This is a genomic window from Pseudomonadales bacterium, assembly GCA_041395665.1.
Lineage (GTDB): Bacteria > Pseudomonadota > Gammaproteobacteria > Pseudomonadales > UBA7239 > UBA7239.
This window is the reverse complement of the sequence record JAWLAB010000004.1, coordinates 142,569-168,847: the sequence shown is the minus strand read 5'-3', so window position 1 is coordinate 168,847 and position 26,279 is coordinate 142,569. Positions and strand designations below refer to the sequence as shown.

Below are 26,279 nucleotides of genomic sequence, written 5' to 3'. Positions count from 1 at the left end.
AGCCCCTGATTAGGGGCTTTTTTATTGCGCGCGCCCGTACCAATCCTCAAACCGCACAATATCGTCTTCGCCCAAGTAAGCGCCGGTCTGCACCTCAATCAATTCCAAGGGAATTTTTCCCGGATTTTCTAGTGCGTGTACGGTACCCAGCGGGATGAAAATCGATTCATTTTCTGCGACCAATTTTTCTTCGTCACCCACAGTCACTTTGGCGGTGCCGGATACCACAATCCAGTGTTCGGCGCGGTGGTGGTGCATCTGCAATGACAGCTTAGCGCCCGGCTGCACGCTGATGCGTTTGACTTGATAGCGATTGCCGCTATCAATGGAATCGTACATGCCCCAAGGGCGATAAACGGCGCGATGCAACTGGTGTTCGCTGCGATGGGATTGTTTGAGCTGCGTAACAATTTGCTTCACTTCTTGCACGCGATCGCGTTTTGCAACGAGCACCGCGTCTTTGGTTTGCACCACCACAGCATCCTCTAAACCTACCGTGGCGACGAGCATATTTTCTGCCATCACTAAGTTGTTACGGCTGTCATGTGCCAGCACATCACCCTGTAAAACATTGCCGTTTTCATCTTTTTCCAGCACTTCCCACAGCGAAGAAAATGCACCGACATCGCTCCAACCGGCATCGAGCGGCACCACAACAGCAGCAGCCGTTTTTTCCATCACGGCGTAATCAATGGAGTCATCAGGGCAAGCACGAAACGCAACTTCATCGACGCGAATAAAATTCATATCCGCTTTTGCTCCCGCCATTGCCGCTTCACACGCTTGCAAAATATCGGGGCGATGCTGTTGGAGTTCTTGTAAATAACGACTGGCGCGAAACAGAAATAATCCGCTGTTCCAGTAATACTCACCAGAAGCGACATATTGCTCCGCCGTGGAGACATTCGGCTTTTCGACAAACTGTGCCACGCTGTACGCGCCATCGCCCACCGCCGCACCACGACGAATATAGCCGTAACCCGTTTCTGAGCTGCGCGCGACGATACCGAAAGTGACCAACGCGCCAGCTTCTGCGTAAGGGATAGCGGCACGCAAGCTGGCGTGAAAAGCCTCGACATCACGGATCACATGGTCAGCCGCCAGCACCAACAGCAGCGGATCCTCACCTTGTGCCAGCGCATAGAACGCAGCAAGCGCGATGGCGGGCGCGGTGTTGCGCCCCACTGGTTCCAGCAAGATATTGCGCTGCAATTTATCCAATTGCCGCAACTGCTCCGCTACAAGAAAACGATGCGCTTCATTGCAAATCACCAACGGCGTTGTGCTATTGATACCAGCAAGCCGTTGGATAGTTGCTTGCAGCATGGCGGCATCACCATCCAGTGCGAGAAATTGCTTGGGATACAACTCGCGTGACAGCGGCCACAGGCGAGTGCCTGAGCCACCAGCCATGATGACGGGAAGGAGAAGCGCCATAAATGAAAGCCTTGATTAAAATTTGTGATCCGCAGTATCCGGATTTAATTCGCTGATACCTAGAGCTTTTGCAGCGGATTCAATCGCAGTGGTTTGAGCCACCAAAGCAGCAATCGCAGCTTTCACTTTCTCGTTACCCGCAGCATTGTCAGCAGCGATCAGCTGGTCAAAATGCTGCCCTTGCGCTGCGCTATCCACCAACACTTGCATGGCCTGTTCAGTCGCTGCCAGTTTCGCTTGCAGATCAGTATCAATCGCTGCGTCTTTGGCTTTCACAAGCGCAGACAAGCTAGGACCGCTCAACACGCTGCCGTCGGTGCGTTTGTATTCGCCGAGGTAGATATTGCGAATACCTTTGGCATCGTAGAAATGCGAGTTGTGGGTGTTATCGCTAAAGCAATCGTGTTCGTCTTCGGTGGAGTTGGCTTCCAGCGCCACTTTCATGCGCTCACCAGCCAGTTCGCCCAGCGACAAGCTGCCCATACCGAACAGCATTTTGCGCAAGCCCTGCTCGCCCGTTTCTTTTTGCAATTGCGCGCGGTAGTTGTCGGCGTTCGGCTGCCACTGCGCGACCATATCCTGCAAATCTTTTACCAACAGCGCAGAAGCGGCTTTCAAGAATTGTGCGCGGCGATCACAGTTGCCGCCAGTGCAGCCTTCACCCTGTACATAATCGGTGGCTGGTCGTTCACCCGCACCGGCTGCTGTGCCGTGCAAATCCTGACCCCACAACAAGAACTCGATGGCGTGATAGCCGGTGGCGACATTCGCTTCGCTGCCGCCCAACTCGTTCAAGCTCGCCAGCAATTCCGGCGTGATGGTGGTGAGATCCAGCGTTTTCTCACCCACTTTCAAAGAAGTGTTGGCGATGATATTGGCCGATGCACCCGGATTGCCCAGTGCCGCTTGGTAATCTTGCGAAACATAGTCGATCAAACCTTCGTCCAGTGGCCACGCGTTGAGCTGGCCTTCCCAGTCATCCACCACGCTGTTGCCAAAACGAAACACTTCGCTCTGCATGTAAGGCACGCGCGCTGCAAACCACGCTTGACGCGCCGCTTCCAAGTTCGCAGCAGTCGGCTCGGCGATCAGTTTGTCGCTCGCTTGTTGCAAGGCTTCTGCCGCTTTCAGCGCGTCGCTAAAAACAGCCTGTGCGATGTCGCCGTAATGCGCGATGACAGCTTCCGCCGTGACTGTTTGTGCTACTGGCGCTTGAACAGGTGCAGGTGCGGACGCTGCTGGAGTAGGCGCTTCTGCAGGCTTCGCCGCCTCTTGTTTGCCACAACCACTCAAAGCCAGACCCAAAGACAGAGCACTGACCGCCAACACTGGAAAACCACGCCGTAAAACTTGCATAAAACCTCCTAGGAAAATGAACTTGTAAATGATAATGGTTTTTATTTGTGGGTGTAAGCGCCGCTGTGCATGAACACTACCGCGCCGGAAACGCAATCAGGTGATCCAACTCCACACGAATACCTATTGCTTCGCCGATGGCGTGATCGTGGTGACTAGGCACCAGCGACAATACTTCAGCGCCATCCTTTAGTTGCAGGGTGTAGAGAAAATCTGCACCGCGAAATTGCTTGGCCAATACGCGCGCTTGCACAGGGCTGGCATCGTCATGCATCACATCATCAGGCCGTACCAGCACATCCAACTTGCCACAACTGGCTATCGGCAAATCGTGTAGGCGGCAGAACTCACCCAAAGACAATTGTAAGCAGCGCTCACTGAGCAAGGCTGCCGGTAAAAACACACCTTCGCCGACAAAATCTGCCACCGTACGATTGACTGGCTCATGGTACAGCGCATAGGGCGTGGCCCACTGTTGCAGCGCACCATCGGCCAGCAGGCCGACACGATCCGCCATAGCAAAAGCTTCCTGCTGATCGTGCGTCACCAACAATGCCGCCGTCTTGCTGCGCTTGAGCAGTGCGCGCACATCCATCGCCAAGCGTTGACGCAATTCGGTGTCGAGACTGGCGAAAGGTTCATCGAGCAACACCAACGACGGCTGCGGCGCGAGTGCACGAGCCAAGGCGATACGCTGCTGTTGGCCACCGGACAACTCATGCGGGAAACGGCGCGCGCAATCGCTCAATGCAATCATCGCCAACAGTTCTTCGACGCGCTGCTCGCGTTGTGTTTTCGATAAGGCGTGCAAACCGAAGGCGATGTTGTCGGCCACATTGAGATGCGGAAACAAGGCGTGATCCTGAAACACCATGCCAACGCCGCGCTGATGCGCTGGTACATTGATGCCAGTGCCAGACAGCTGCCGCCCCGCCAGCACGATGCTGCCACTCGCCAAGGGTTCAAAACCGGCAACAGCTCGCAGCAGGGTGGATTTACCTGTGCCGGAGCCGCCCAACAAACAGCCGATTTCCCCTGCCACCAGTGACAGCGACACATCGCGCAGTACAGCTTGTGCGCCGTAACAGACCGTCGCCTGCTGGATTTCCAGCCACATTTTTTGTTCCGCGTTCATCTCAGCGCTGCTCTCCTGCACGAATCAGTATCACCACCGGCAACAACCCCGCCAGCACCAACATGACGGCAGGCAGCGCCGCACGCTGCCACTCGCCCTCGGAAGTCATCTCAAAAATACGGATGGCCAGCGTGTCCCAACCAAAAGGACGCATCATCAAGGTGATCGGCATTTCTTTTAAAACATCGATCAACACCATCAACACACTGGTGGTTAAACCGCCGCGCAACAGTGGCAGATACAGCCTGCGCAACAGCGCCCAACCGCGTACGCCGAGCGAACGCGCCGCCAACACTTGCGAATGGGTGATGCGTTGAAAACCACTGGTGATGGGCGACAAACCCACCGACAAAAACCGGCAGGCCAGCGCCAGCAATAACACGATCACCGAGCCTTTCAGCAGCGCGTTCGTTGGCAAGCCCAGTAGCTCGATCAGTTGATTATCGAGCCACGCCACGGGGATAAACATGCCGACCGCCAACACCGCGCCTGGGATGGCGTAGCCCACCGAAGCCATTTGTACCGCGAGCTGCGTGCTGCGATCCGCCAAGTGATGCCGCGCGTAGGCGAGCACCAAGGCCAGCGCCACCACCAACAGCGCTGCCAAACTGGCTAAATACAGCGAGTGCCAGACAAAACCAGCGTAGCGCGCATCGAAATCGGCCCAGCCGCGCTGCACCACCCACCACAGCAATTGCAGCAGCGGAATCACAAATGCCGACAGCAACACCGCTGTACAAAACCCTGTCGCAGCGATTTTGTGCCAGCCACTCAGCGCGCGCGGCGCAGCCGACTGCCCCGCCGGTGTATAGCGCCGCGCGCCGCGCTGCCACTGCTCAACCGCCATCAACAACAGCGCCAGCAAGATCAACAGCGAAGCCAGTTGCGAAGCTGCCGGTAGGGAAAACAAAGAAAACCACGCTTTGTAGATCGCCGTGGTAAATGTATCGACCCCCAGAATATAGACCGCCCCGAAATCCGCCAGCGTCTCCATCACTGCCAACAGACAACCCGCCGCCAGCCACGGACGCGCCAGCGGCAGCACCACACGCCACAGCGATTGCCAAGGCGACAAGCCCAAAGACTGCCCGACTTCCAACGCGCGGCTACCTTGGCTAGCAAAGGCGTTGCGCGCCAGCAAATACACATAGGGATAAAAACTGAGCGACAGCACCAACACCGCACCGCCTAAACTGCGCACCGGCGGCAGGCGCAGACCATCGCCAAAAACAGTGCGCAATATGGCTTGCACGGGGCCGGTGAAATCGAGAAAACCGACTTGCACGAACGCCATCACATAGGCAGGCACGGCCAGCGGCAGCATCAACAGCCAACTGAAGGCGCGGCTGCCCGGAAAGCGATACTGCGTGACCAACCACGCCAGCGAAACGCCCAGTAGCAACACACCGAGCAGCACCCCGCTGCACAACAGCAGCGTATTGAGCAGCACGCGCGGCAGCACATAAGTGGCGAGGTGCCGCCAAATTTCGGTGTCCGGTTGCGCCAGCGACGACAGCACCACCAGCAGTGGCAGTATCGCCAAGGCCGCGATGCTCCATAACGCGAAGCGCAATCCCATCAACTTAGCTCGTTAGCTCTGCACACAAATTACTGATAACCGGCGCGATCCATCAACTGCACCGCCTGCGCTTGCAGCTCACCCGCCTTGCTGATGTTGATAGCACTCGGGCGGAAATCGCCCCACGCCGACACCGCAGGCGCAGGCTTCACGCTCCAGTTCACGGGGTATTCCATGTTGCTGTCGGCGAACAGATTTTGCGCTTGCGGGGATGACATCCACTCCAGCAATTTCACCGCTTCGTCGCGGTGTTTTGCGTGCGCCGTCACACCACCACCGGCGATGTTGATATGCACGCCGTCCTGTCCTTCGCCTTGATTCGGCCAAAACACGCGTACGGCAATATCGGGTTGATCGCGCTGCAAACGACCGAAGTAATAAGTGTTGGCGATGCCCACTGCGCACTGACCGGCGGCAATGGCTTCCAGCATTTTTGTGTCATCAGGAAACGGCGGCACCGCCAAGTTATCCACCCAACCGCGCACCATTTTTTCAGCTGCTTCTTCGCCGTTAGCAGCAATCAACATCGCCACTAACGATTGGTTGTAGACTTTTTTCGAAGTGCGCAAGCAAAGTTTCCCCGCCCATTTTTCATCCGCCAATGCTTGATAAGTCGACAACTCTTCCGGCTTCACCAGTGTTGGGTTGTAGAAAATACTGCGCGCACGCGCGGAAAGACCGAACCACTGTTTGCCCGGATCACGCAAATGCTCTGCGACATTTTTTTGCAACGCGGCAGATTCCACTGGCTGCAATAAATGCATCTGCGTCGCTTGCCACAAAGTGCCGACATCTACCGTCAGCAATATATCCGCCGCTGTATTCGCGCCTTCATTTTTCAGGCGTTCCAACAACGGGCCTTCTTTATCGGTAACAAAATTAATTTTTACGCCCGTTTGTGCGGTGTAAGTATCAAAAACCGGTTTGATCAACTGCTCGTTGCGCGTGGAGTAAACAACAATTTCTGGCGCAGCTTTCACCGCTTCTGGTGCAGCAGCCGTTGTCGCTTCCTGTTTACCGCAAGCGGCGAGCAAACACACAGCAGCCATAAGTGCAGCACGATGCAATGGCAGAGAAAAATTCATGGCGATCTCCTCGGTTGAGAAAAAATGTTGAAAAAAATTACGCGGGCGAAAAAACGAGGTGGTTATCCCAACCACCGGCGGGCAGAGGCAGGCGCTGTAACGCCACGCCTTCACCTTGATGCAACACACGAAAACAAGCCTGCTGACCGGAACTGGCGACAAAACCATCGGGTACAGCGGCGATACCCGCGCAATCCGGCAAAAAATCATCGAGTAAATTAACGGCGCTATCGAGATGCCACACTTGCAAGCGACCACCGCGCGGCGCAGAAGCGGCGAGCCAACGCAGCTCGTTATGAATCGTGATGCTGGCGCTGTAGTAATTCACGCCCTGCATTTGCGCGGCAGCCAGCGGAAACAACTGCAAGGATTGTTGCGGGCGCTTGATAGCGATCAGCGAACCGCCGTGCGCCGGTTCAAACCCATCTTCCAGCGTATTGCCCTGCTCAAATACATACTGCTGCCCGACAACCAGCGTGCCGTCATGGGCGACAGCTACATGGCGGATACTGCTGCGCGCATCGGCCAGCGTATCGCGACTGCGCAAACTGCCGTCGAGATTCACCACCGTTAAGCTCGACTCCACCACATCGCTCATCGCTTCACGACTGTTCGCCTCGGTGCGCACACCGCCATTGGCAATTGCAAAACCGCTGTGATCCGGCAGCCAAACAAATTGATGCGGCTCGATACCGTGCGTGGCAAATTCACGCTCAAAAACAAACGCGTCGTTTTGCAAACGATAAACACCCATCACGCCGCGCCCCGGTTCGCGCGTATCGTTTTCCACCAAATACAAACGCTCACCTGCGGCATCAAATAAACCGTGACCATAAAAATGGCGATTCGTGCGCGCGTTGAGCGTAGCGACGATGCGGCCGTCACGACTATCCAATAAATAAACTTGCGTGCCAGGTCTGCGTGCCACGAAAGCAACGCGAGGCAAAAAAGGATGCGGTGCAATATCGTGACAGCGCTGCGGCACTAGCGTGGTGAATTGCGCGCTGCCATCGAAATGGTAGCCAACACAAAAGTGTCGCCCTTCTGCATCGGAACGCGCGGACAATAAACACGATTGCCGCGCAGCGTTAGCGTGTAAGGGTACAGCGCTAAGTGCAGTTGCAGCGGCAGTCCACTGCAACAATTGCCGCCGTGTGCACGAAAAATCAATCACCGTCTGTGCCATTAAAACCGAGATGTATGCCGAGTGCTTTCGCCACTTCTTTTTCATACAAAAGATGCAGCGTGTTGAGATCCGCGTACAGCGCATCCACTTGTTGACGGCCTTCAGCTGTGCTCAACAGCGTTTCCAGCTTGGTCTTTTGCGCGGAAAGTTTTTGCAGCAAGGCCGCGTAAGCAGCATCAACACGATTGGCCAATTCTGCATTGCGCTCGACAAGCAAACTGCGCCAACCTTTGCCATCCCATTGCGCACGACTGGCAACGATACTCGCTTGCAGGCTATTCAGTGTATCGCCCGCGCGCCACGCTTCCGCTTGAAACAACTGCACCGCAGCGGCATCACCTTGATTGGCGATCACACTCATTTTTTTCTTCGTCACTGCCAGCGCTGTAACATGTGTGCGTAACAAATCAGTCAGCGCGCTGTGTGCGTCGGCGTATTGCGCATTGGGCAATTGCGTTAAATTTTCTTCAACTTTATCTTGCTTCAGCAACGAAACGATTTGTGAAGACAACTCACTCTGGTAAGTCGTATTCAATTGCAACAATGGGCACAGCGATGCGCGACGCGCAGATTCATCCGCTTTGTGTTGCGCATCAAACAACAGATATTCACTGGTGGTTAAACCGCGCAACACCACGCTGCCTGCTTTCAAAGTATCCAGCGAAAGTGTCTGCCCGCTTGCCAATGCAGCTTCTGTTTGTTTGCCTACGAGATTGCGTTTATCAGGCCAAAAAGATGCTTGCATGCCGATGGTGTTGCGCGCATTGATGTCCACCAAGGAAGGTTGCAAGGCCACCCAAGCATGTTGTGCATTGCGCCAAGCCTCTTGCGTGCCCGCGAGCGAAGTTTTTTTCTTACAGAAACTTTCGACAGTCTTTTGAAAATCGGAACTGGCTTGTTGCCAATGGCTGTGCGCAGGCAGCACTTTTTCTTTCACTAAATAATTCAAAACTTGCGTTTCTGGGTTATCCGCCCACACTGGCATCACCATTAAAAACGCACTCAAACACAGCCATTTCTTTTGAGACGATTTTATCAAGACAGTTTTCATCAAAGTGATTCCACAAATTTCACCAAGGCATCGCGATCAGCGGCTGGCATTTTTTTCACTGCATCCACCGATTTTTCCGCTTCACCGCCGTGCCACAAAATAGCTTCCAACACATTGCGCGCGCGACCGTCGTGCAAAAATTGCGTATGACCGTTGACGGTTTGCGTGAGACCCAGCCCCCACAACGGCGGCGTACGCCATTCGTTGCCAGTGGCGATGTATTCGGGGCGTTTATCCGCTAAACCTTCGCCCATATCGTGCAACAACAAATCGGTGTACGGGTAAATGGTTTGATTCGCTAACTCTGGCTCTGCCGCATCGCTGCGCGTGGTAAATGAAGGCACATGGCAACTGTGGCACCCTGCCTGCGCAAATAATTTTTCACCGCGCTGTACGGCAGGATCTTGCATATTGCGGCGCGCTGGCACGGCGAGGTTGCGCGAGTAAAACAACACTTGTGCCAAAATTTTGTTGCTGACTTCATGGCCTTCTGCATCGTTACCCGTAACCGCCTGCTGACAAGCCAATTGCGCTTTTGTGCAATCATCCGTCGCATTCACACGCGAAGTGATGCCCATATCACCCGCAAACGCACCGGCGTCTTGTTGATTTAATGTTGACTTGCCCGCTTTCCAGCCAAAACGCCCCATCACGGTTTTTTGCTGTTCGCTGTCCCACACACGATTGGCGCGACCAGAAATACCGTCCGCGTTTTTATCGTCCGGATCCTCATGAGCGAGCAAATCTTTTTCGGGAATCGCCTCCAACAAACCGAGGCCGATCATCGGCGGCGCAACCCGCGCCGACAACATCACCTGTGGGTGCATTGCGCCGTAGGCTAGATCGCTGATTTTTATGGTGGGTTTGCGCAGCGTGACTACCGTGCCGTCCGCCAAGGTCACTGGATGATCGGCGTAATGAATGCGCACTTTGCCTTCTGGCTGATGGCCAGGGACAGCCATATCTTGCAACTGACCGCCGTAAACAGGGTCAGGGATTACGCCATCCAGCAACAGTTGTTGCTCCTGCCCTTTCTTCGCGGGAATCGACAAACGCACCAGCATCGACACCGCATTGCCATCATCCACAGCCGGCGGATGGCCGCGCCCGTCTTTGATATGGCAATTCTGGCAGGCATTGGTATTGAACAGTGGACCCAGACCATCGCGCGCAGTGGTGGACGACGGCGCCATCACCCACGGGTTGCGAAAAAAGCTGTTGCCGACACTGAAATCTACTTTGCGCGAAGGCGGTAAATTGGCGGAAGGCAAAGAGTAAGCATTAGGACCTGTTTCTAGCACTGTTGCTGCGCCACCAGGGCGAAAAGGGTCAGCGACAGCAAAATGGGGCAACACCCAAGCGAGCGCGACCAGTAAAACAGGGCGAGAAAAAGTGTGCATCGGGATACCTGAGAGGGTCAGTGAACATCGCACGACAAGATAACAATAATAATTATCATCTCAATTGCGAACAACTAGCATCTTTGCGCTAAATCCAGGTAGCGGGTTTTTAAGGCTTTCGAGGGTCGCACCACACGGTAATCGCCTTAACGTACGATACACTGCTTTTGCGGCTTTTTTGTTTGAGCTACTGGCAGATACTCCTCATGGCACTCCCCGACTATCCCACGCAATCCCAACTACGGCAAAGGCACTTACCGCCGCCATTGACTGGAGCAGCGCGCAGGCGCTGTGTTTGCGTTGGAAGACACCAACCACGGCTTTACCGTCACGGTCAGTCACGATGGTGAGCGTCACCGCCATCGACGCGCAAACCAAACGCATCCCCTATACCAGCTGCCCTGGCGCGGTGGAGCCTATCAGGCTACATCGGCACCAGCATTCACGCCAGCCTGCGCGACTCTCAACTTCCACATGCCGCCTTCATCCAACTGCACGCACTTGTTGGATTTGACCATCATGGCGATTCGGCACGCTCCTGCCTCCAACCCCGTACGGCAGTGGGATATCCACATCACCGATCAAACTGATCAGCGCGATGCGATCTGCACCGTACAGCGCGATGGCGTGCAGATTTTTCAGTGGCAGGCGCGCGATCTGCAACTGACGCAACCGCAGGAATTTGCTGGCAACCCCGTTTTATTCTCGGCTTCGGCAAATGGGCGACCAAGCACTTTACTGACCTAGACGAACTGGAAGCCGCCTTTATTTGCAAAAAGGCTATTTTGTTTCGCTGGCGCGCTTTTTCGATGTCGAAAACAGCGGGCGAACCTGCTCGCCAGCCAAGAAGGCATGGGTGGCGCCTGTTACACCTACAGCTACCCAGCCATTGAACAAGGCGTTCGCACTGCGGGCTGTGTGCGCGATTTTTCTGATTGCGAAGAACAACTGCTGAAATTTTTATAGCGCAGCGGAACTATCTTCCCAATAATTTTTCTCACACATAACCTGTCTCGTTAAATCAGTAGACAGCCAGCCCATACACAGGTATTTTTTTGCCAACGCACTACCCTACCCACACACGGAGATGTTTATGATTCGCAAACTCGGTTTAATTGCCTTACTCGCTGCCACCTGCCAATTGGCTTTTGCAGACCAAACATTTGACGACAATATGGCAAAAGCCAAAAAAGGCGATGCTGCTGCACAGAATGCCGTGTCTGACGTATCCTAACGGTCGCGGTGATCGACAGCAAATCACGAAACCGCCAGAAGTTGGTTTCTCAAATCGCGAAAAGGAAGCCGCAGTTCAACTTAGGGCTTATCTACGAAGCAGGCTTGGGCGTAAACAGAAACTATGCATCCGCGGCACAGCTGGTATCACCAAAGCGCAGCAAACAAAAGAAGAATATCCGACTAGGCTTGTTGTATGAGAATGGCAAAGGCGTCAAACAAAACTACAAAAAAGCGCTACTTTAAGTAAAAATCATTTGAACATGGGCAGCATGCTAAATGCCAGCAGGAGAGCATGGCTAAAAAATTGCCGAACAAAGGCTGCTAAAAGGCCAAAAAAAAGCAGGAAACAAAATCACAAGAAAAATAACGTGACATTGCCGCAAAACCCGCAGCAACGCAGAAGTTGCGGGTTTTTTATTACGGATTTTTCTATTGTTCAAACTGTCTCCGCAAGCCAGCAAGTGGCCTTTGGCGCATGCAACAAGTGTGGGCTGGCGTGAATGCAAAGGTGGTTTTGATTGCAGCGGCTCATTCAACGTATTTCTCAACAGCGCAGATATTCATTTGCCGCGTACGGTAAATGCATGAGTTTCACTGCCGTATCCGACTGTGATAGCACAACCTTCACCACTCGTAGTTATAGCGTGCAGCAAGCCCGATCACGCTGGCATTTATGTCGGACAAGGGCGTTTTGATGTAGCGGCGGCAATATTGGATTGATTACGCGGAACATTTTTAATCGGCAACGGTTTTATCATCACAATAATTTAGATACTTAACTAGCGCGGGACATGTTGAAACCACATATCTCGCACCGTGAAAATTGCTGATCGGTATGGCGTTCGGCTTGTTTGCTTATCACCAGCGACTCCACGCTACACACAGTCGGCAGTTATTTGTTATGGGCAGCCATCTCTGAGCTGGTGATTTACCCTGGAAAGCCCAACAACACCAGCCGATTACGCCAAGTGCGTTATTTGGATTTTTCACAGCGGCGAGTTCAGGAATGATCCTTGCGATGCGCAAAAAACCGGGCAGCCTCGACTGATGATTGCGAATGGCGCCGAGCAGGCGCGTCGTGCGATCCAAATACAAGCAATCGCCGCTGGAGTGTTGCGAACACACCTTCGCGGTATTGTGAATGCCCGCTCGCGTTAAGCGTTTTGATCGGTCATCCATTTCAAACGCATCATAACCCATACGCAGCAAATCAGGCAGGCGCACTCCACGGGCAATTGACAGCAACCGCCATGCAGTGATGCAATAAACCTTTGGATAGAATTTTTGCAATATCTGCTTCGTTATTCATGACATTTTCTCGATAATAACACGCATCGATCTCTAAAGGCCAAATGCCATCCATCTCATTACGGCCGCTAACGCACAATTTATTGAAACAATTGGCAACAACAACGCGGATACGCAATTGCCGAAGCTCGGCATTATTGATGGCGATGATCTCGCTGGCATTGCCTGTGAATCCGATAGCGATGCACGATAATCAGCGACGCTCAGCAAACCTCAGTGAACAATACTTTGATGAACAGCGTTTTGCACACTGCCACAACACATTCACTGCTGGTGCAATCCGTCGATCAATGGATACCCGATGTACAAAATCTATTGAAACATTTTCAATTTTTACCGCGCTGGCGTTTAGATGACACATGGTGAGCTACACAACGGCGTAACCGCACTTTGATTATTACGATGTGTTTTTATTGCAAGCTTCTGGCAAACGCCGCTGGCAAATTGGGCAAGCCTGCGATGAAAACACGCCGCTGCAAAACAATGAGAAAATTAAATTGCTGCGCGATTTTCACACGCGAGAAGATCACATACTGCAGCTGCTTACGTGTATTTGCCCGCAGTCGTGGCACACTGGGGAACCGCATAGGCGACGAGGCATTATTTTGCCAAGAAATGTGCGAGTTTGGACACCGGCCGGATGATTTCGCGACATACTCTCCATTGATGCATGTTTTGCATCAACACGCAGCGCCGTCGATAATTTGATGGCCGCGTGGCAACAATCAAAAGTCATTCGTACAGCACTGGAATTGGGTGAGCTGGCGACAGAGCCACGCAACCTTGAGCACATCGCAGCTGACAAGCAGTGGACCAAACCTTCTTTACAAAACGCTTACCAATAAAAAATGGTTTTGAATCATCCTGCGGCTCGTATCGCATGATCCACAGTGCTAACTGCACGATGGCGGTTACTCAATCACACTCGCGCTGGGCAAACCTTTGTCACGGCATCCGGCCGATCACACGCTTCGATGAACAAGCCCTTGCTGGCATTGTCCATCGCGGCAGCTTAGGCATGGACGGAGACTACTCGTTTCAAACATGCTTTGGGAAACAAATAGCGGATTGATGTCCAAATCTGGTGCGTCCAATCGTGGGATCCACAATTTGGGAAGTTTCAATGTTCAGGATTGATGCGCACTGGTGTAAACTGCACTGGCCCACAGACTGTGCCTTATCAATTGCAATCGGTCGTTGCTGCCGATAAACATAAAAAATTTGTGTGGAAACGCACTCACGAAATTTGAATGTTCAGGGAAATCACCGCATAGCCGCCGGGCTTCAAAATGATCGGCAACAACGAAAAATACTTTGGAAACAAATGCTCTGCATACGGCATAAAAGCGCAAGGCATCGGTTTCGTAATTCGATTTTTTATCACTGCGCTCAACCAGGCACGCGCATCGCCAGATTAACGCCTACGTTGTGTCTTTGCACGGCTTTCTGCTGCATATCGCGTCAATATCGTGGAAATGACTTGCTTTATTCTGGCCTACGCCAGAAGCACAAGGTATTACCTGAGCCTAAACCGATAGCGGTGCAGCATCGCACACCATACTCAGCGCCGAATATCCCATAAGCACACTTTGTGTGAACTCCAAAAAGGCGGTTCGCGCGCGCTGATATTGCCTCAATAAAGCGAAATGTTTCCGTGCAAAAATCGCATTGGACGTGCAGTTTGCCCAAGCACATCTGCTGGGGCAAACCATAAAAACCCAAACCACCATGGATACCCGCAATAATGATGCCGCTTTTTCACAGCGCATCACTTCACTACCAAAACCAATACAGCGAGCATACCAATAAAATTTTGTTCCTGCACTGCCATGTAATGAAAACAAACCGACCACAATCGCGCCCAGTGTTGAACCCATGGCGGAAGGCGCCGAGCGTCAGACCTATTCATTCAGATTGTTTTCTGTAGAAGCTGGATGTCGGCGGTTCAAGAACGGCACCACCACAAAATACAGTGCCACAAAGTGTGGTAACAAATCAAAAGCAAATTAATCGGTGTGAAAACACAAAATACTCAATGATGGCCACTGATCTACAAAATGTATCAGCGCCGCGATAGACAATACGGCATAGCTGGCAATGCTCACCTGTAACAACAAAACCGCTGTTCGGCTGGGTCGCAAACAATAAACCCAACACAGTTCAACGCCAATCCGGTTAAAAAATTGGCAGTAAAATACGAATAAACGAGGGACTTCAGCATCACAGCACGCGAAAAAACGATTGCTTAAACCCGCGACAAATCCACAGGGGTAAATCAATCATGTGCGAAAAGAAACTGACTGCCGTTCGATTTTGCGAACCGCGCCTACGATCAACTGGAACGCTGCAGCCAGCAATAATGCACACATGCCGCATTGATCAACGCACCAATCTGCAAGCTGATTCAATGCATTGGACCAAAATTAAGCCACCGCGCACCAACCCGCACCCAGCGTATTCAATGCGTACAGCCATGCGCATTTTGGGGCTTCACCCGCGCCACCTTAGATCAGCGGCATGATGCCCATGCAAAACGTTGGCAGCAAAACTGAGGAATAACACTGCGCCGAGTGAAACAGTCGAAGCGCATGGAAAGGTTTACGATAGAGCACATCGTATAACCATTGCGCTCACTGCAAACAACCAATCACCAGTTTTGCCGCAGCAAACCACAACAAACAACGAAAGGGCTCTGAGCCTACCGGCCAAATAACCGCCTACCAAACTCCCCACCCCCATGCCCAACATAAAAGCCGACATGATGGTGGCGGCGTAAACATCCGCGGAATGTCACGGTCATATCACCTATACGCAATGCGAAGCGGAAAGAAAATAGCACCGTGCTGCACAGGACACGCCGCTAGAACGCGATTGCTGATTGTGCATATCCCATACCCTGTTGTTATCCGAGCATAAACGCGACCATCTGCTCTCGCGAGCACAATCCTCTATAATCGCCTCTTAACCATTCCTCCAACGTAACCTGACCGAGACCGCACCGCACCCCCAGCCCTCTCCGAGCAGTACCATCACAGCACCATCGAAGCCGAGGCACAGCAATTCTCGCGAGCAGCTTCTGTCACGAAGACCACAGCAAGAAAAAAGTTTTTGTCGATGTTCCCTACCCCAGCGGCAAATTGCACATGGGGCATGTGCGCAATTACACGATTGGCGATGTCATCAGCCGCTTCCAACGCATGCAGGGCAAAAAATGTTTTACAACGCGGATGGGATTGGCTTACCCGCTGAAAATGCGGCGATCAAAAACAATACCGCGCCGGCAAAATGGACTTACGAAAATATCGAATATGAAAGGCAATTGCAGTCATTGGGTTTTGGCTACGATTGGTCGCGAAATTGCCACCTGCCGCCCTGATTATTACAAATGGGAACAATGGTTTTTTACGCGCCTGTATGAAAAGGGTCTCGTCTACAAAAAAATGGCCACTGATATCCTGATTGTCAAACTGTACTCGCCAATGAACAAGTAGATGGCGCGGCTGGCGCTCTGGCGCGCTGGTCGACGCAAAGAAATTCCACAATGGTTTATCAAAATTACTGAACGCTGAACATTGCGATGGATAAATTGCCCAACTGGCCTGAGCAAGTGAAAACCATGCAGCGCAATTGGATGCAAATCGCGCGGCGTGACGATGCGTTTTGATTTGTGCAACACAATTGCCGGTCACGACAGCTTGAAATTTACACCACGCGCCCCGACACTTTAATGGGCGTGACTTTTATGAGTTTTTTGGCAGAACATCCCATCGCACAAGCCGCTGCAGAAAATAATGCGGCACTGAAACAATTTCTCGCTGAATGCAAATTGCAATCCGTTGCCGAAGCTGACATGGCAACAATGGAGAAAAAAGGTTTCGATACCGGCTTAAAAGCACTGCATCCGATCAATGGCCGCGAAGTGCCGGTGTGGTCGCCAATTATGTGCTGATGGATTACGGCTCTGCGAGGTAATGGCGTGCCTGCACGATCAGCGCGATTATGAATTTGCAAAAAAATAATGCGATTGGAGCAAGTCATCACACCCAATGGTATGCGCCTTGCGATATTGCTACCGCTGCTTTTACTGAAAAAGGCATCCTGATCAACTCGGGTGATTTCGATGGTTTAGATTTTGATGCTGCGTTCGATGCCATCGCCACCCGCTTAGAAAGTTTGGGCAAAGGCCGCATCACGCTGAATTATCGTTTGCGCGACTGGGGTGTATCCGCACAACGCTATTGGGGCGCACCCATCCCGTTTTTCAATTTGCCCGGAAAGGCGGCGAAATTCCTGTGCCGCTGAATCGCCTGCCTGTTATGCCAGAAGAAGTGGTGATGGATGGCGTAAACTCGCCCATCAACCCGCGGATGGCGTAAAACTTCACTCGACGGAAAAGCTGTCGAACACGAAACCGATACCTTCGACACTTTCATGGAATCGTCTTGGTATTACGCGCGTTACACCTGCCCGAATTTCCAAGACGGCATGTTGGATCCCAACGCCGCTAATTATTGGCTGCCGGTGGATCAATACATTGGCGGTATCGAACACGCGATTTTGCATTTGTTGTACGCGCGCTTTTTTCACAAATTGATGCGCGATGAAGGTTTGGTGCAATGCGACGAACCGTTTCAGCGCCTGCTCTGCCAAGGCATGGTATTGAAAGACGGCAGCAAGATGTCGAAATCCAAAGGCAACACGGTTGATCCGCAAGCTTTGATTGAACAATACGGCGCCGACACCGTGCGTTTGTTCATCATGTTTGCCGCACCGCCAGAGCAATCATTGGAATGGAGCGATGCCGGCGTTGAAGGCGCGCACCGTTTCTTGAAGCGTTTGTGGCGCGCGGTGTTTACGCACACACAAGCTAGTGGCGCGATCACAACCATTGACGCCAATGCCTTGGATGAGCAACAAAAAGCCCTGCGCCGAAAAACACACGAAACCATCGCCAAAGTAAGTAGTGATTACGGTGATCGCCTGACCTTCAACACTGCAATTGCAGCAGTGATGGAATTGCTGAACGATATCTACAAAATCACGGATCGCAGCAACGCCCAGACGCTTGCGGTAGAACACGAGGCTCTAGAAACCGCTGTGTTGTTGTTGGCTCCGGTAGCGCCACACATTGCGCACTATTTGTGGCAAGCACTCGGCCATGCCGATACGGTGATCGACACGGCTTGGCCGGTCGTAGATACTGCGGCACTGGCCAAAACCAGCATTGAGTTGGCGGTACAAGTGAATGGCAAGCTGCGCGGCACGATTACCGTTGCACCTAACGCAACACAAGCTGACGCTGAAACTGCTGCACGCCAAAATGAAAATGTTAAAAAATTTATCGATGACAAAGAAATCCGCAAAGTGATCTTTGTTCCAGGAAAACTGCTCAACATCGTCGTGGGATAACACATGAAAATCCGTCACTTAATCGCTCTCGCACTCTGCTCACTCTTCATCACGGGTTGTGGCTGGCATTTGCGTGGCAGCAATGAGTCTGTCGCCAACATCCAATCACTGAATCTTCTTTCAGGCCAAGCCTACGGCGAAATGGAACGCTCTTTACGCAAAGAAATGCAACGACAAAAAATTAAAGAAGGCGATGCAAGCGGCCTAACACTGACCATCATCGACCAAGAGTTGCGCCAAAACTTGTTGGCTTACAACGACAACATCAACGCCGCCATGTTCGAAATAGAATTGATTGTTCGTTTTACTGTCACCAACGCGCAAGGCGAAACCATTATCCCGCCTAACTCCGAACGCGTCGTTCGCACCTACGAGCCCAGCAATAATCGCAGACTGGCTACGGACCGTGAGGCAAGCTTAATCAAAAAAGAAGCGTATGAAGAACTTGCCATTAACATCCTTCGCCGCGTCAACTATTTAGTTGGCGAAAAAAAGTAATTTTTTGAATCGAACTTGTGCGCATCTACCCTGAAAGACTGGCGCAACAGTTAGAAAAATCGCCAGCTGCTCTGTACTGGATTGCTGGCGACGAACCCCTACTTGCACAGGAAGCTTGTGACACCGTTCGTGCAGCAGCACTAAAACAAGGCTACACGGAACGCAAAGTTTTTTACCCTGAAAAAAAAGATCAGTGGCAGGAAGTGATTGCTGAAGCTAACGCGCTTTCACTGTTCGCCGATCGCTGTTTGATTGATATTCGCACTTCAGTGAGCAAATTAGACCACGCGTTGCTCTTGGAATATTTAGAACGCCCCAGCAGTGACAGCCTGCTGTTGATCTACACCGACAAAGTTGAGAGCGCCAGCCAAAAAACGCAGTGGTTCAAAGCGATGGAACAAGCTTGCGCTTTTGTACCCATTACACCGCTGGATCAAGCGCGTTTTCCACAGTGGCTCGCTGATCGTGCGCGCAAAAAATCTCTTGCTTTATCGCCGGATGCACTCAATTTGTTAGTCGAACGCACCGAAGGCAATCTACTCGCTGCCACACAAGAAATTGAAAAATTAGCACTGCAATTTGGCTCAACCAATATCAGCGTAGAACAAGTTGAAGCCAGTGCGGGCGATCACGCGCATTACGATATTTTTACGCTCAATGATGCGCTGCTCAATGGTGACACTGCGTACGCCCTAAAAATCTTGTACACACTGAAACAAGAAGGTAGCAATGCACTGGCAGTATTGGGTGCATTAACACGCGAACTGCGCCAGTTGGCGACAGCCGGTGAGATGATTGCCAACGGTGTATCAGCAAACAATGTGATGCGACAATTGGGTGTATGGGAAAAACGCCAGCCTGTATTTAATCGTGCACTACAACGCTTAAAGCCTGCACATACACGCCAAATCGTACAGTGCATGGCACAGGTTGATCAGTCTGTTAAGGGCATGACTGGCCGCGACCCATGGGATGTCATGGAGTCGCTGTGTCTACTTGTCTGTGGGCAAACAGCAACGCCGCTGTAACAAATTATTTCTCCTTACCGAAACATGTCGATACGACAACCGCTCATTCCTGCAAAGCTGCATTGGCAAAATGACACACCCGAAGCTGTGGATTTTGGCGATATTTATTTCTCGCGCGATAACGGTTTAGATGAATCGCTCCATGTTTTTTTAGCAAGCAATCAGTTGCGCGAACGCTGGCAGCAACTGTCAGAAAAATCCATTTTTGTGATTGGCGAAACCGGCTTTGGCACGGGGTTAAATTTTTTACTCGCTTGGCAACTTTGGCTAGAAACAGCACCTAAAGATGCGCAGCTTTTTTTTATTTCCACTGAATTACATCCACTCACTCAGCCAGATTTATCGCACGCACTTTCACACTGGAGCGAAATAAAACCACTGTCTGATGAGTTGCTGCTGAACTATCCCGCGCTGACACCTGGCTTTCACAGCGTAAAACTTGCTAACGGTCGCATCACGCTTTTATTGTTGTTGGGCGATGCCAATGAAACACTGCCGCAATTAGCTGACGCACAAAACGCTGTTATAGAAAATGATCCTTGGGCTGTTGATGCGTGGTTTTTGGATGGCTTTGCACCAGCAAAAAACCCGCAACTGTGGCAAGACACACTGCTCACTCAAATAGCTGCCTTATCCAAAGTAGGCACAACACTCGCAACATTCACTGCCGTAGGACAAGTGCGCCGCGAATTAACTACGCTTGGATTTTCTGTTGCCAAAGTGGCAGGCTACGGTCGAAAACGCGAAATGCTCACCGCGACATTGATCGAAAAAAAATCAACGCTATTTTTACAACCAGAAACGCCGTGGCTAAGCCATAGCAACATTCAAACAAAACCAGAACGCGTGATTGTGATTGGCGCAGGGCTAGCGGGATGCCATATCGCACGCACTTTGGCTGCACGCAATATCCGCGTCACAGTGATTGATCAACACGCAGCCCCAGCGCAAGAAGCCTCCGGTAACCCACAGGGCGCGCTGTACACCAAACTCTCTGCCAACAACGCTGTTTTGACGCAGTTTGGCATCAGCAGTTTGCAATACGCGTTGCGCCACTATCAGCAACCTGCACTGCGCGATGTATTTTCTGCTTGCGGCTTACTACAACTTACAGAAAAACACGATCAAAACCTCGCACATTTTTTATCCAACAACCCAGAGTTCGCGCATTGGATTGACGGCAAAGAAGCATCCAAAAAAAGCGGTATTGCACTCACACGCGGCGGCTGGTGGTTGCCACAATCAGGCTGGATAGACCCACAACGGTTATGCAAAAAACTACTCGACCATCCAATGATTGAAACGCGTTTTGATTGCACTATCAGCGACATCCAGCGCGAGCAAACGACATGGGAACTGTTTGACTCACAAAAAAACTTGATTGATGCCAGCGCGCACCTTGTTATTGCTTGCGCACAAGCCTCTGCGCGTTTTTCACAAACACAATGGCTGCCACTGCGCGCAGTGCGCGGGCAAATCACCACACTTCCCGCCTCGAAAATAAGCCAGACATTGCGCTGCGTTGTTTGCGATGAAGGCTATCTCACGCCTGCACACCAGCAGCAACACTGTCTCGGTGCGAGTTTTGTGCCGGACGATACCAGCGCCGAGTTACGACTCAACGAGCAGCAACACAATCTGAATTTACTGCGCGATATTTCTCCTGCATTGCACGAGCACTGGAACAATATCGAACTACAAGGTCGCGCGGCACTGCGCTGCACAACACCCGATCATTTGCCGATGGTAGGCGCACTGCCAAATCGCGATATTTTCTTGCAGCACTATGCAAAGTTGCGCCACAACGCGAAAGCCGTGATCAATCAAGCAGGCAGTTATGTAGATGGTTTATGGCTTTTGACAGGATTTGGCGGGCGCGGGCTTTGCTACATTCCTCTCGCCGCAGAATTGTTAGCCGCACAAATGCTGCACGAGCCGCGACCCCTGCCGCGCGAAATTCAACAGGCGCTGGCGCCAGCGCGTTTTGTGATTCGCGAGTTGGTGCAGACGCATGCGGGGCGATAATTTTTAATCTTCAGATACAGCAATAAGCTGCTGATTCAACTCGCCATGCTCTCGCAGCACCTGCGTCAATTTTTCTAATCGTTGTGCGCCAGTACACAAACTGTTAACTTTATTCGCAATCGCAAAACGACCGCGCAACCCCTGCTCGATATCGAACAACACTTCACGCAATTCATTGATAGGGTTCATGCTGCAAGTCTGGCAAATGCCTTTTTGCTTGCGATTGTGCCCTAGCTTTAAGGCATCCATGTCTTCGATAGAAAAATCATAGATTGAACCCAACGGTGTTTTCTTTTCCCAATCTTGGCAACACAGGTAATACTGACCATTCCAGCCAATAAAAACTGAATAAAAAGCGATGGCGCACAACTCGGTAAAACCTTTGTTGTGCAAAATATTGACGGCTTCACGCCAATGCTTGCGGTTATCCAAAAATTGAAACGGTTTATCGTGTGAGCCGCCGCGGTTTTCTTCGCGCGTTACATGCACATAATCTGCACCAGCATGTTGCCAAAACTGCACAATCTCATCAATTTGCTGTGCGTTATCATCATGGCGCACAACGGTGATTTGAACATGACAGCGGCCGCGCGATTGCGCAATAAAATCCACAATATTGTCGCGCGTCACCGCAAAAGGCAGACCGTAAACACGGTCATAGGCTTCGCCAATATCACTGACACTGAATGCGATTGTTTTTAATCCGGCATCCAATAAACCAGCTGTCAGCGCAGGCGTCAGGCGTGAGCCGTTGGAAACAATATCAACACACAAGCCTCGCTGAATGCCGTGAGTCACAAACTCTAAAAAATGCGGGTGCAACATCGGCTCGCCTAAACCGGTCAACGATGCTTTGGTGTGACCGCCCATCTCCAACACACGATCAATCACTTTGTCGAAAATTTCCATGCTCATAAAGCCCTGCTTGGGCGTTTTCTCGCGCGGGCAAAAATCACAGGTGGCGTTGCACCGGTTGGTCAATTCAATATCAATGATGCGATCAAGGATTTTCAAAATCGTGGCTCACACTGCACTGCTGCAGCCCATAGGAATGCTCAAAACCTAACACACTACACCTACCCGCGCCATTCTGCCGCCCATCCCCCTGTATAATCGGCGGCCATTTTTCTGCTTTTTTTGCCGTTATCGCCATGGATAAAACCTACCAACCTCACGCCATTGAAACCCGCTGGTACAACGAGTGGGAAACACAGGGCTATTTCCAGCCTTCCGGCGTGGGTTCGCCCTACACCATCATGATTCCGCCGCCGAATGTCACCGGCAGCCTGCACATGGGTCACGGCTTCAACAACGCGGTGATGGACACCCTCACCCGCTACCACCGCATGCTGGGCTGCAACACGCTTTGGCAGCCAGGCACGGACCACGCCGGCATCGCAACGCAAATGGTGGTGGAGCGACAACTCGCTGCGCAAAACATCACGCGCCACGATCTCGGCCGCGACAAGTTTTTGGAAAAAGTGTGGGAGTGGAAAGCGCAAAGCGGCGGCACTATCACGCAACAAATTCGCCGTCTCGGTTCATCGGTTGATTGGTCGCGCGAACGCTTCACGATGGACGACGGTTTATCCGAAGCCGTTAAAGAAGCGTTTGTGCGCTTGCATGAAGACGGTTTGATTTATCGCGGCAAGCGCCTCGTGAATTGGGATCCAAAACTTCACACCGCGATTTCTGATTTGGAAGTGATCAGCGAAGAAGAAAAAGGTTCGCTGTGGCATTTGCGTTATCCCGTCGATGGCACTAACGATGTACTGGTTGTCGCCACCACACGCCCAGAAACCATGCTGGGTGATTCTGCTGTCGCTGTGCATCCTGAAGATGATCGTTATAAACATTTGATCGGCAAACAAGTGAAGTTGCCGATTACGGGTCGCTTAGTACCCATCATCGCTGACGATTATGTCGATAAAGAATTCGGCACCGGCGTTGTCAAAATTACACCCGCGCATGATTTTAATGATTACGAAGTCGGTAAACGCCACAACTTACCGCTGTTCAATATTTTTGATCGCGACGCTGCGGTTTGTGCAGCAGATCTCGGCATTCCTGACGACTATCAACAGTTGGATCGTTTTTCTGCACGCAAAAAAATTGTCGCACAAGCAGAAACCGAAGGTTGGTTAGAAAAAATTGAACCGCACACTTTAAAAGTGCCGCGCGGTGATCGTTCAGGCGTAGTTATCGAGCCTTGGCTCACGGATCAGTGGTATGTCTCCACACAACCACTGGCAAAAGAAGCCATCGCCGCCGTTGAAGACGGACGCATTCAATTCGTGCCCAAGCAATACGAAAATATGTATTTTTCTTGGATGCGCGATATTCAAGATTGGTGTATCTCGCGCCAGCTGTGGTGGGGGCATCGCATTCCTGCGTGGTATGACGATAACGGCAATGTTTTTGTCGGCCGTAACGAACAAGAAGTGCGCGCCAAGCACGCACTCGGCAATGACATTGCACTGCGCCAAGACGACGATGTACTCGACACCTGGTTTTCTTCTGCACTGTGGACTTTCTCCACGCTCGGCTGGCCAAACAACACGCCTGAATTAAAAACTTTCCACCCGACCGATGTGTTAGTCACCGGCTTTGACATCATTTTCTTCTGGGTTGCGCGTATGATCATGATGACGACGCACTTCATGAAAAATGATGACGGTACGCCGCAAGTGCCATTCAAAACTGTATATGTACACGGCTTGGTGCGCGACGCACAAGGACAAAAAATGTCCAAGTCGAAAGGCAATGTGTTAGACCCTATCGACTTGATTGACGGCATTGAGCTGGAAGCACTGGTCGCCAAACGCACCACCGGCATGATGCAGCCGCAACTGGCAGAAAAAATTGAAAAAGCCACGCGCAAAGAATTTCCAGACGGCCTCAACGCCTACGGCACCGACGCGCTGCGCTTCACCTTTTTATCGCTCGCTTCTACCGGACGCGATATTAAATTTGATGTCGGTCGCATCGAAGGCTTCCGCAACTTCTGCAACAAAATTTGGAATGCTTCGCGCTATGTGTTGATGAATTGCGAAGAGCAAAATTGCGCACAGGACGGATCAACGGATTACACGCTGTCTTTAGCAGATCGCTGGATTGTATCGCGCTTACAGCAAGCTGAGAAAACGATTGCTGCAGCGATTGCACAATTCCGTTTTGATCTCGCCACGCAAGCGGTGTACGACTTCTTCTGGAATGAATACTGCGACTGGTATTTGGAATTATCGAAACCCGTTTTGAATGATGCCAACGCCAGCGAAGCACAAAAACGCGGCACTCGTCGCACACTGATTCGCGTTTTAGAAGCCAGCTTGCGTTTGATGCATCCAATGATGCCTTTCATCACCGAAGAAATTTGGCAGCGCGTAAAAGTATTAGCTGGAGCAGCAGGCAATAGCATTATGTTAGCGCGCTATCCACAAGCCAATGAACAGAAAACCGATGCACAAGCAGAAGCGGATATCGCTTGGTTGCAACAAGTCATCCTCGGCATTCGCAATATTCGCGGTGAAATGAATATCGCTCCGGGCAAACCGCTGCCAGTTCTGCTGCGCAATGGTGACGCACAAGACCGCACACGCCTCGCCGACAACCAATTATTTTTGATGAAGCTTGCCAATATCGCCAGCATCGAATGGTTGACGGCTGACGCGGCAGCACCCTTGGCAGCAACTGCACTGGTCGGCACGCTAGAAATTTTGATTCCGATGAGTGATTTGATTGATAAAAACGCAGAGCTTGCGCGACTGCAAAAAGAAATCGACAAACTGCAAAAAGATTGCGAACGACAGCAAGGCAAATTATCGAACGACAGCTTTGTCACCAAAGCACCGCCAGAAGTGATTGCCAAAGAGCGCGAAAAATTGGCAGACAACGAGCGCTCGTTGCAAAAATTGCGCGAACAAATGGGTGTTATTCAAGCACTGTGAATGGGTTAAAGCTGTTTGCGCTGACGCTTTTCTGTGTTTTTCTCTGTGGCTGTGCGCATCGCGTAGAAACACACACAGAAAAAGAGCAGCGCATACAAACTTTAGCCATAGAACTGAGGCAACTCGCGCCCAACAGCACGCCACAAGCTGCACAACAGTTGGCAGAAACCGCTGTCAATCGCGCCGAGCAATTGCGCACAGAATACGGCGTTACGCTAGCGCCTTGGCTGCACAACATTGAAGTGAACTCTGGCATCAAACCGCGGGGCTTGTGTTTTCACTATGCAAAAGATCTCGCCGTTGCCGTGCAACCGCAGCTCTCACCGTATTGGCAAATGTATCGCGTGCAAGCACGCCCAAAACAACTGCTAGAGCACAACGCTATTGTCATCACGCGTAAAGGTGACGATTGGAAAAATGGCATCGTCTTAGATGCGTGGCGCAACGCCGGTGTGCTGTATTTTGGCGATGTGATGGCGGACAAATATCCGTGGCAGCTTAAAAAGCAGTGAGGGCTGAGTGAACCTATCAGACGCCAATCCGGCTAGCCGCCCTGCCGCGCTCTGCTGTTATATTTATCTCATCATGTATATACTGGA

26 protein-coding genes and 1 pseudogene are annotated in these 26,279 nt (G+C 51.7%); 15 read left to right on the top strand and 12 right to left on the bottom strand.

The window, feature by feature from the left end; genetic code table 11:
• Positions 1-21: 21 nt before the first annotated feature.
• The 8 genes from R3E63_07500 to R3E63_07465 form a co-directional block, all read right to left on the bottom strand.
• Positions 22-1,437 (bottom strand): mannose-1-phosphate guanylyltransferase/mannose-6-phosphate isomerase, encoded by a 1,416-nt coding sequence (locus R3E63_07500; protein MEZ5539781.1) that lies wholly within the window; start codon positions 1,435-1,437, stop codon positions 22-24.
• A gap of 15 nt (positions 1,438-1,452) precedes the next feature.
• Entirely contained in the window at positions 1,453-2,793 is a 1,341-nt protein-coding gene (locus R3E63_07495; GenBank protein ID MEZ5539780.1) for an imelysin family protein, read from the bottom strand.
• Between the two features lie 76 nt (positions 2,794-2,869).
• Positions 2,870-3,928 carry an ABC transporter ATP-binding protein gene (locus tag R3E63_07490; protein MEZ5539779.1) on the bottom strand — a complete coding sequence of 353 codons (1,059 nt, stop codon included), beginning with the start codon at positions 3,926-3,928 and terminating at the stop codon, positions 2,870-2,872.
• 1 nt (position 3,929) lies between these two features.
• Positions 3,930-5,507 (bottom strand): iron ABC transporter permease, encoded by a 1,578-nt coding sequence (locus R3E63_07485; GenBank protein ID MEZ5539778.1) that lies wholly within the window; start codon positions 5,505-5,507, stop codon positions 3,930-3,932.
• A 29-nt stretch (positions 5,508-5,536) separates the two neighbouring features.
• On the bottom strand, positions 5,537-6,592 hold the full coding sequence (locus R3E63_07480; protein ID MEZ5539777.1) for an extracellular solute-binding protein: 1,056 nt from the start codon (positions 6,590-6,592) through the stop codon (positions 5,537-5,539).
• A gap of 37 nt (positions 6,593-6,629) precedes the next feature.
• A complete protein-coding gene (locus R3E63_07475; GenBank protein ID MEZ5539776.1) occupies positions 6,630-7,766 on the bottom strand; it encodes a DUF1513 domain-containing protein in 1,137 nt (378 codons plus the stop codon).
• Positions 7,759-8,829: an imelysin family protein gene (locus R3E63_07470; GenBank protein ID MEZ5539775.1), complete on the bottom strand. Its 1,071-nt coding sequence runs from the start codon at positions 8,827-8,829 to the stop codon at positions 7,759-7,761. Before R3E63_07470 ends, R3E63_07475 begins: the two co-directional genes overlap by 8 nt.
• Positions 8,829-10,229, bottom strand: a complete 1,401-nt coding sequence (locus tag R3E63_07465) for a di-heme oxidoredictase family protein (GenBank protein ID MEZ5539774.1) — start codon at positions 10,227-10,229, stop codon at positions 8,829-8,831. The genes R3E63_07470 and R3E63_07465 overlap by 1 nt, the downstream gene beginning before the upstream one ends.
• A 291-nt stretch (positions 10,230-10,520) precedes the next feature.
• Here R3E63_07465 and R3E63_07460 point away from each other — a divergent pair, with 291 nt between their 5' ends.
• From R3E63_07460 to R3E63_07450, 3 genes are all read left to right on the top strand, one after another.
• Positions 10,521-10,976 carry a hypothetical protein gene (locus tag R3E63_07460; GenBank protein ID MEZ5539773.1) on the top strand — a complete coding sequence of 152 codons (456 nt, stop codon included), beginning with the start codon at positions 10,521-10,523 and terminating at the stop codon, positions 10,974-10,976.
• 346 nt (positions 10,977-11,322) lie between these two features.
• Positions 11,323-11,463, top strand: a complete 141-nt coding sequence (locus R3E63_07455; GenBank protein ID MEZ5539772.1) for a hypothetical protein — start codon at positions 11,323-11,325, stop codon at positions 11,461-11,463.
• 434 nt (positions 11,464-11,897) lie between these two features.
• Positions 11,898-12,053 carry a hypothetical protein gene (locus tag R3E63_07450; protein MEZ5539771.1) on the top strand — a complete coding sequence of 52 codons (156 nt, stop codon included), beginning with the start codon at positions 11,898-11,900 and terminating at the stop codon, positions 12,051-12,053.
• 270 nt (positions 12,054-12,323) lie between these two features.
• Here R3E63_07450 and R3E63_07445 read toward each other — a convergent pair whose 3' ends face one another.
• Together R3E63_07445 and R3E63_07440 are read right to left on the bottom strand one after the other, a co-directional pair.
• Entirely contained in the window at positions 12,324-12,644 is a 321-nt protein-coding gene (locus R3E63_07445; protein MEZ5539770.1) for a hypothetical protein, read from the bottom strand.
• Between the two features lie 31 nt (positions 12,645-12,675).
• Complete coding sequence (locus R3E63_07440) at positions 12,676-12,828, bottom strand: hypothetical protein (protein MEZ5539769.1); 153 nt, start codon at positions 12,826-12,828, stop codon at positions 12,676-12,678.
• A gap of 161 nt (positions 12,829-12,989) precedes the next feature.
• Between R3E63_07440 and R3E63_07435 the strand changes: the two genes are divergently transcribed.
• Together R3E63_07435 and R3E63_07430 are read left to right on the top strand one after the other, a co-directional pair.
• A complete protein-coding gene (locus tag R3E63_07435; protein MEZ5539768.1) occupies positions 12,990-13,139 on the top strand; it encodes a hypothetical protein in 150 nt (49 codons plus the stop codon).
• A gap of 341 nt (positions 13,140-13,480) precedes the next feature.
• Positions 13,481-13,618: a hypothetical protein gene (locus R3E63_07430; GenBank protein ID MEZ5539767.1), complete on the top strand. Its 138-nt coding sequence runs from the start codon at positions 13,481-13,483 to the stop codon at positions 13,616-13,618.
• Positions 13,619-14,299: 681 nt separating this feature from the next.
• On the opposite strand, the gene R3E63_07425 is transcribed toward R3E63_07430, so the two are convergent.
• Positions 14,300-14,626 (bottom strand): hypothetical protein, encoded by a 327-nt coding sequence (locus tag R3E63_07425; GenBank protein MEZ5539766.1) that lies wholly within the window; start codon positions 14,624-14,626, stop codon positions 14,300-14,302.
• 1,290 nt (positions 14,627-15,916) lie between these two features.
• Here R3E63_07425 and R3E63_07420 point away from each other — a divergent pair.
• From R3E63_07420 to mnmC, 8 genes and pseudogenes are all read left to right on the top strand, one after another.
• A complete protein-coding gene (locus R3E63_07420) occupies positions 15,917-16,264 on the top strand; it encodes a hypothetical protein (GenBank protein MEZ5539765.1) in 348 nt (115 codons plus the stop codon).
• A 251-nt stretch (positions 16,265-16,515) separates the two neighbouring features.
• Positions 16,516-16,722 (top strand): hypothetical protein, encoded by a 207-nt coding sequence (locus R3E63_07415; protein ID MEZ5539764.1) that lies wholly within the window; start codon positions 16,516-16,518, stop codon positions 16,720-16,722.
• Positions 16,723-16,772: 50 nt separating this feature from the next.
• Positions 16,773-17,075 (top strand): hypothetical protein, encoded by a 303-nt coding sequence (locus R3E63_07410; GenBank protein MEZ5539763.1) that lies wholly within the window; start codon positions 16,773-16,775, stop codon positions 17,073-17,075.
• Positions 17,076-17,180: 105 nt separating this feature from the next.
• Positions 17,181-17,561 (top strand): annotated as a pseudogene (locus R3E63_07405) (class I tRNA ligase family protein).
• Positions 17,562-17,621: 60 nt separating this feature from the next.
• Positions 17,622-18,182, top strand: coding sequence for a class I tRNA ligase family protein (locus R3E63_07400; GenBank protein MEZ5539762.1), 561 nt, complete (start codon positions 17,622-17,624; stop codon positions 18,180-18,182).
• Positions 18,183-18,185: 3 nt separating this feature from the next.
• Positions 18,186-18,680 (top strand): LPS assembly lipoprotein LptE, encoded by a 495-nt coding sequence (lptE, locus tag R3E63_07395; protein MEZ5539761.1) that lies wholly within the window; start codon positions 18,186-18,188, stop codon positions 18,678-18,680.
• Positions 18,681-18,697: 17 nt separating this feature from the next.
• Complete coding sequence (gene holA, locus R3E63_07390) at positions 18,698-19,708, top strand: DNA polymerase III subunit delta (protein ID MEZ5539760.1); 1,011 nt, start codon at positions 18,698-18,700, stop codon at positions 19,706-19,708.
• A 24-nt stretch (positions 19,709-19,732) separates the two neighbouring features.
• Positions 19,733-21,733, top strand: a complete 2,001-nt coding sequence (mnmC, locus tag R3E63_07385) for a bifunctional tRNA (5-methylaminomethyl-2-thiouridine)(34)-methyltransferase MnmD/FAD-dependent 5-carboxymethylaminomethyl-2-thiouridine(34) oxidoreductase MnmC (protein ID MEZ5539759.1) — start codon at positions 19,733-19,735, stop codon at positions 21,731-21,733.
• A gap of 3 nt (positions 21,734-21,736) precedes the next feature.
• On the opposite strand, the gene R3E63_07380 is transcribed toward mnmC, so the two are convergent.
• The gene (locus R3E63_07380) at positions 21,737-22,714 is read right to left on the bottom strand and encodes a radical SAM protein (GenBank protein ID MEZ5539758.1); all 978 of its coding nucleotides are present in this window, start codon (positions 22,712-22,714) and stop codon (positions 21,737-21,739) included.
• A 170-nt stretch (positions 22,715-22,884) separates the two neighbouring features.
• Here R3E63_07380 and R3E63_07375 point away from each other — a divergent pair, with 170 nt between their 5' ends.
• Both R3E63_07375 and R3E63_07370 read left to right on the top strand, forming a co-directional pair.
• Positions 22,885-25,680, top strand: a complete 2,796-nt coding sequence (locus R3E63_07375; GenBank protein MEZ5539757.1) for a valine--tRNA ligase — start codon at positions 22,885-22,887, stop codon at positions 25,678-25,680.
• Positions 25,677-26,192, top strand: coding sequence for a hypothetical protein (locus R3E63_07370; GenBank protein MEZ5539756.1), 516 nt, complete (start codon positions 25,677-25,679; stop codon positions 26,190-26,192). The genes R3E63_07375 and R3E63_07370 overlap by 4 nt, the downstream gene beginning before the upstream one ends.
• Positions 26,193-26,279 lie beyond the last annotated feature (87 nt).

Excerpts from the sequence above, each read along its gene's own strand:
- R3E63_07440 (MEZ5539769.1), bottom strand. The coding sequence starts at position 12,828 with ATGGATGGCATTTGGCCTTTAGAGATCGATGCGTGTTATTATCGAGAA.
- R3E63_07445 (MEZ5539770.1), bottom strand. The coding sequence starts at position 12,644 with ATGGATGACCGATCAAAACGCTTAACGCGAGCGGGCATTCACAATACC.
- R3E63_07420 (MEZ5539765.1), top strand. The coding sequence starts at position 15,917 with ATGGGGCATGTGCGCAATTACACGATTGGCGATGTCATCAGCCGCTTC.
- R3E63_07415 (MEZ5539764.1), top strand. The coding sequence starts at position 16,516 with ATGAGTTTTTTGGCAGAACATCCCATCGCACAAGCCGCTGCAGAAAAT.
- R3E63_07430 (MEZ5539767.1), top strand. The coding sequence starts at position 13,481 with ATGGCCGCGTGGCAACAATCAAAAGTCATTCGTACAGCACTGGAATTG.
- R3E63_07410 (MEZ5539763.1), top strand. The coding sequence starts at position 16,773 with ATGAATTTGCAAAAAAATAATGCGATTGGAGCAAGTCATCACACCCAA.
- R3E63_07490 (MEZ5539779.1), bottom strand. The coding sequence starts at position 3,928 with ATGAACGCGGAACAAAAAATGTGGCTGGAAATCCAGCAGGCGACGGTC.
- R3E63_07455 (MEZ5539772.1), top strand. The coding sequence starts at position 11,323 with ATGATTCGCAAACTCGGTTTAATTGCCTTACTCGCTGCCACCTGCCAA.
- R3E63_07375 (MEZ5539757.1), top strand. The coding sequence starts at position 22,885 with ATGGATAAAACCTACCAACCTCACGCCATTGAAACCCGCTGGTACAAC.
- R3E63_07465 (MEZ5539774.1), bottom strand. The coding sequence starts at position 10,229 with ATGCACACTTTTTCTCGCCCTGTTTTACTGGTCGCGCTCGCTTGGGTG.
- lptE (MEZ5539761.1), top strand. The coding sequence starts at position 18,186 with ATGAAAATCCGTCACTTAATCGCTCTCGCACTCTGCTCACTCTTCATC.
- R3E63_07485 (MEZ5539778.1), bottom strand. The coding sequence starts at position 5,507 with ATGGGATTGCGCTTCGCGTTATGGAGCATCGCGGCCTTGGCGATACTG.
- R3E63_07470 (MEZ5539775.1), bottom strand. The coding sequence starts at position 8,829 with ATGAAAACTGTCTTGATAAAATCGTCTCAAAAGAAATGGCTGTGTTTG.
- R3E63_07500 (MEZ5539781.1), bottom strand. The coding sequence starts at position 1,437 with ATGGCGCTTCTCCTTCCCGTCATCATGGCTGGTGGCTCAGGCACTCGC.
- R3E63_07495 (MEZ5539780.1), bottom strand. The coding sequence starts at position 2,793 with ATGCAAGTTTTACGGCGTGGTTTTCCAGTGTTGGCGGTCAGTGCTCTG.
- R3E63_07480 (MEZ5539777.1), bottom strand. The coding sequence starts at position 6,592 with ATGAATTTTTCTCTGCCATTGCATCGTGCTGCACTTATGGCTGCTGTG.
- mnmC (MEZ5539759.1), top strand. The coding sequence starts at position 19,733 with ATGTCGATACGACAACCGCTCATTCCTGCAAAGCTGCATTGGCAAAAT.